Genomic DNA, 4,827 nt, shown 5'->3' on the forward strand with positions numbered 1-4,827 from the left:
AGTACCAAATATTGGTACAGAGTCAAAGCCAAAAACTCGGCAGGCAATTCGGGCTGGTCAAATACCGCCGATGCTACTACCCAATCACCACCCGTGACTATTTTGCCTAAACCCACAAATTTGCGAGAGAAAATGGGTAATCCTGTAATCAATCAAATAAGCATAGTCTGGGACGAAAATGCACAAGATGAAACAGGCTATGAAGTATCACGTGCCACCAACTCTACTACGACTTGGGAAGTATTAAAAGGAGACTTACCTGCTCAATCCAAAGAGTACGTTGACAAGGCTGTTCGCACAGGCAACAAATACTATTATCGGGTGAGGGCTATCAGAAATAGTAGTTTTTCAGAGTATTCCGATGTATTATCTGTTAATGCACCTTTAGTAAATAGTGTATCCAACCCTAACTTAGAAGAGGTCGTTGTATTTCCAAACCCTGCAACAGATTGGTTTAAAATCAAAATGCCTATTGGTATACTCCAATCTGTCAGAATCTTCAGTTGGGAAGGTAAATCTCTAAAACAATGGATTGATCCTCCATTTGCCGCTTTTGATATAAGTGGTTTATTGTCTGGGCAATATGTGATAGAAGTCATCCAAGACAATCAAAAAAAATCTTTCAAACTAATCAAACAATAAGTGATATGAAAATGCTCATTCTATTTGTGATTGTGACTATTTTTACCTCATTTACAGCTTGCCGTCCTAAAAACCCGAAGCCTACAGATGACACTTTTAAAGGAACACTCAAAGCCATTCAAGTGGAGGAGAAAAAGGTATTGGTCTATAAATCAGATGCCACTAACAATATCATCCCTGGTTACGCTCGCTATCGTATTCAGTTTATAGAGGGAGATAGAAAGGCGGTCAAACTCACCGAATACACAGGAGAAGTATTTGAAGGTTTATGGGATTATGATAAAAAGCTAGCTTTGCTTACCTTCTACGACTTACAGCCTATGCCTTACTATGAAAAGGCGTACAACTTTGGCGTAAGTCTGGCTGTTAATGGCGAAATCATTCTTACAAGTAAGTATTCCAATCCTAAAACAGGTAATACAATCAATGAATATACACTTGTGCCTGAATAAGGACTTAGGTTAAGAAGCCTAGGCAGAGCAGAGACTCAGACGAACCAACCATGGTTTTGAGGGGGAATAACAACTACCATACAAGCACTTGGTGAGTTGTCACTTGTGGCACTAATGCATTCTTAGTATTTACCACCCAATGAGGAAGCCTAGCTGGGTTGTTTGTTGAATTTGCGGGCCGCGGCGATGAATTCCTAAATAATGTAATTGATAAATTAACTGATAGTGGAGGCTTACAGTAGTACTATTTGTAAAATAACAGCTTCCTATTGAATAAAATCATGGAAAACCATGAGAAAAAATCCCAATAAGGTTCAGGAACTTTGGTGCTGATTTTATGCATTTTCTTACCTAAACTCGTTCAATAACCTTATGAAAGCGATTTTACTACAAAACTACGGAAACCTCGATGCTCTGCGAATAGAGCAAGTTCCTACGCCTGTCCCTGCTGCTGGGGAAGTATTGGTCAAAGTGAAGGCTTTTACTATTTCTCCTCTAGAACTGAAAATCCGAAGCGGAGAGGCTAAGATGTTTGTGAGGCGTAAACTCCCAATGCTTATGGGAACTGATTTCGCAGGGGAAATCGCGGAGGTGGGAGAGGGCAGTACGATGTGGAAAGTAGGCGATGAAGTACTAGGAACCGTTGATGCTTTTAAGCAGTCGGGGCCTTATGCCGAATATGTGCTCGTGAAAGGGGAGCAAATTATCCCAAAACCAGCTTCTATTTCGTTTGAAACGGTCTGTACGTTGCCTATCTCTGCGGTCTCGGCGTTACAGTGCTTGCGCGACGTAGGTAAAGTAAAAGCGGGTCAAAATGTGCTTATTTTAGGCGCTGCGGGGTCGTTGGGGCACATTAGCGTACAGCTTGCCAAACAAATGGGGGCCAATGTGACGGCGGTTTGTCGGTATAACAACGCAAATTTTGTAAAATCGCTCGGGGCCGACCACGTAATCGACTACTCACAAACGTCGCCTTTTGCCCAGACGGAGGCGTACGATTTGGTTTTTGACGTGGTGGATAAATATTCGTTTAAAGAAGCCAAACAGGCCCTTCGCCGTGGGGGGCTTTACCTCAACACCGTGCCTGGCCCCGCAAAAATGTTCAGCGCGATGTGGAATCCGTTTCGTGCTAAAAAAATGGCTGTTTTTTTTCTAAAACCTTCTATGAATGACCTAAAATGGGTTGTACAGCAAGTCGAAGAAGGAAAGCTCAAGATAAATATTGATAAAACGTACCAAGGTCTCGAAAGCATCTACGAAGCTACGACCACCTTAGAAGCAGGACACGTCAGGGGTAAATTGGTGATACAGTTATGATGGATGTGGGGGAGCTAATGCAAAATTTATGTCGGACATTTGAGCCTATTGCGACTACCCGTCGGAATAGGCTCAGTTGTATTGAGACAAAGCCACTGGTTATTTCGGCTTCATTAGAGGGGATTTTACCCGTTTTTACCTCTTTTTTGATTCGTAGTAGTTACTTTTTTGATGATGCTCATTTGTATTTGGAAGCAAGTACGGTAGAAAACGGCGACCAAATACTGTTAAAATTGGCAATACATCTGCCAAAAATTTTCTTCAATCCAAACCTTTTGTTGTCGGCACACGAACAAAAGATTCTGTTGCTCGACAATGCCCCTACGCACACTACGGTCGTTTACGTACAGTTAGCTTTAGAAAAAAGCATTGAACCCGCACCACTCAAAGCCCCTGAAGAAGCAAAGGCGGGTGATTCGAAGCTGGAATCTCACTATTACGTTAATAATTTTGAACGGCGAGTGCAGTCGGTAACGGTTGACCCACTTTCGGTACAGCAACTGCGGGCAGTGCCTCAAACTCAAGAACAGCGCTTCTTAGAGGAAGTTAAAAGGCTTATTTTTCAGCACATTGACAGTGAGTTCTTGACGGGTGAGTTTCTTCAGAATGAGCTGGGAATTAGCAAAGCGCAGCTATTTAGGCGAATTAAAAAACTGACTAATTACTCGACATCGAACTACATCCGATACGTGCGCATTGGCAAAGCGCAAGAGCTTTTACAAACAACCCAACTGCCCGTTGGGGACACTGCTTTTAAGGTGGGTTTTAAGGAAGTAAGCTACTTTACGCATTGTTTTAAAGAGCAAACAGGGTACAGCCCAACCGAGTGGCGAAACAAAATGTGAAACAATAGCACAAGGAATGGACAAGTGAAACAATAATGTAAATGTTTGAAAAAGGCCTGTTAACAAGGCCGTAGAAAAAGACGCTACCTTTGTCATACCTGTAAGGCCAAAGACATGGAAAAGACGGAGCAAAACAAAAAACTCGTTTTACAACTAGCGGCCAAGCTGTCTGGAAGAATTAAAACGGAAGCGATTTTAAGAGAATATACGGACTCGGAAACGTACATTAAGGGTGTATTAATGCACGATAAGGGTTTCCCTGGGTACCATATATTTATCGAATCGATTACGGCTGAGGGAGACGATGTCATCGTGGAGGGTATTTTTAGGGGGGAACACAAAGGGGAGATTTTTGGCCTACCTGCTACGTATCGAAAAGTAGAAATGCCGATGATGGTTAGGTACCGAGTACAAAACAATCGAATTGTCGAAGTTTTTCCTTTGAGCGACCAGATGCTCCTCTTTGAGCAATTAGGTATTTTACGGATACCTTCTTAAAACGAACATTCTTTATGGGCTTTTACTACATGGTTTCCAAAACCACGCTGGGAAGACTTTGCCCAATCTATTACGTACTATTTTGTTTCACCTAATCCTTTTCTTCAAATGAAAAAACTTACGATTGTATTGGCCAATTTGTTGATACTTGGCCTGTCGAGCTGCGAAAAAGCAGCTGAGTTTCAGCTTGAGAATGCTTCTTACACCTCTAGCTTTACCTTTGGTACCAAAAGTATGGTTCCCATTGCCAACTCTAAAAATCTTGATGTGGTTGTCGAGGGAAAAGGGAGCTATTCGTTTTCGGGGGAAGGCACTTTTGTTGATCGTTTAGTACTCGGGACGGATACGGGCGCAGCTACCCACACGATGGAATTTACGGATGCAAATGGCGACAAAATTTATTCGACACTCTCGACCCAAATAGGGGCTACCAGCATCACAGGAACGGGAAAGTTTACGGGAGGAACGGGACGATACAGTAAAATCAGCGGAGATTGTACCAACCTAGGCCCACTCATCGACGCCCAAGGCAATGGGTCTTGGAAAGAAACGGGGAAGGTTACTTTTTGATGAAGTGGTGTTTGAAACCATTACTTAATGGAAAACCAGTAGTTACAAAATCATGGTTATCCATGAATCAATATCATGGATAACCATGAGTACAGAATCAATTTTAAATGGGGTACTTTGCCCCTGTCAATGATGGAAGAAAACTACCAAGATTGGGGGGGGGAGAAAATGGCCAAGTAGGGTGAATTTTGTATTGGTTACGAACTAAGATACCATACGCTTTTAAGCACATGCTTTAAGAACGTATATTGGGAAGCGTTTGCTCGTTTTTGCGCTGCTGGACAGTTTCAGTTAGGCAAAAATAGTAAATCAGAAAGATGAATGTGGCAATCAAATACGAGTAAAATATGAGAAATCTATATTGCTGTTTGCGTTACTTGGTGGTTTTGTTTTTGCTGGTTCATACACCCGTTGTATCACAGAACTTAGGTGATTATTCCGATGAAATTGAGCAGCCTTCTGCGATTTAAATTGACCGGGTAATTCCGATTGAAATTGCGCAG

7 protein-coding genes are annotated in these 4,827 nt (G+C 42.2%); all 7 read left to right on the plus strand.

What is annotated here, in order from left to right:
- Positions 1–642, plus strand: a 642-nt coding sequence (locus AC23P2_RS18745; RefSeq protein WP_487774614.1) for a T9SS type A sorting domain-containing protein, incomplete at its 5' end; no start/stop codon positions are given.
- Positions 643–647: 5 nt separating this feature from the next.
- Complete coding sequence (locus tag AC23P2_RS18750; protein ID WP_487774615.1) at positions 648–1,094, plus strand: hypothetical protein; 447 nt, start codon at positions 648–650, stop codon at positions 1,092–1,094.
- Positions 1,095–1,466: 372 nt separating this feature from the next.
- Positions 1,467–2,411 carry an NAD(P)-dependent alcohol dehydrogenase gene (locus tag AC23P2_RS18755; protein ID WP_487774616.1) on the plus strand — a complete coding sequence of 315 codons (945 nt, stop codon included), beginning with the start codon at positions 1,467–1,469 and terminating at the stop codon, positions 2,409–2,411.
- A 17-nt stretch (positions 2,412–2,428) separates the two neighbouring features.
- On the plus strand, positions 2,429–3,256 hold the full coding sequence (locus AC23P2_RS18760) for a helix-turn-helix domain-containing protein (RefSeq protein ID WP_487774617.1): 828 nt from the start codon (positions 2,429–2,431) through the stop codon (positions 3,254–3,256).
- Positions 3,257–3,370: 114 nt separating this feature from the next.
- A complete protein-coding gene (locus AC23P2_RS18765) occupies positions 3,371–3,754 on the plus strand; it encodes an ester cyclase (RefSeq protein WP_472491900.1) in 384 nt (127 codons plus the stop codon).
- A 108-nt stretch (positions 3,755–3,862) separates the two neighbouring features.
- A complete protein-coding gene (locus AC23P2_RS18770) occupies positions 3,863–4,324 on the plus strand; it encodes a hypothetical protein (RefSeq protein ID WP_487774618.1) in 462 nt (153 codons plus the stop codon).
- A gap of 347 nt (positions 4,325–4,671) precedes the next feature.
- Positions 4,672–4,794 (plus strand): hypothetical protein, encoded by a 123-nt coding sequence (locus tag AC23P2_RS18775; RefSeq protein WP_487774619.1) that lies wholly within the window; start codon positions 4,672–4,674, stop codon positions 4,792–4,794.
- Positions 4,795–4,827: the final 33 nt, after the last annotated feature.

The sequence above is a fragment of the Runella sp. R0.1_18 genome, assembly GCF_057652155.1.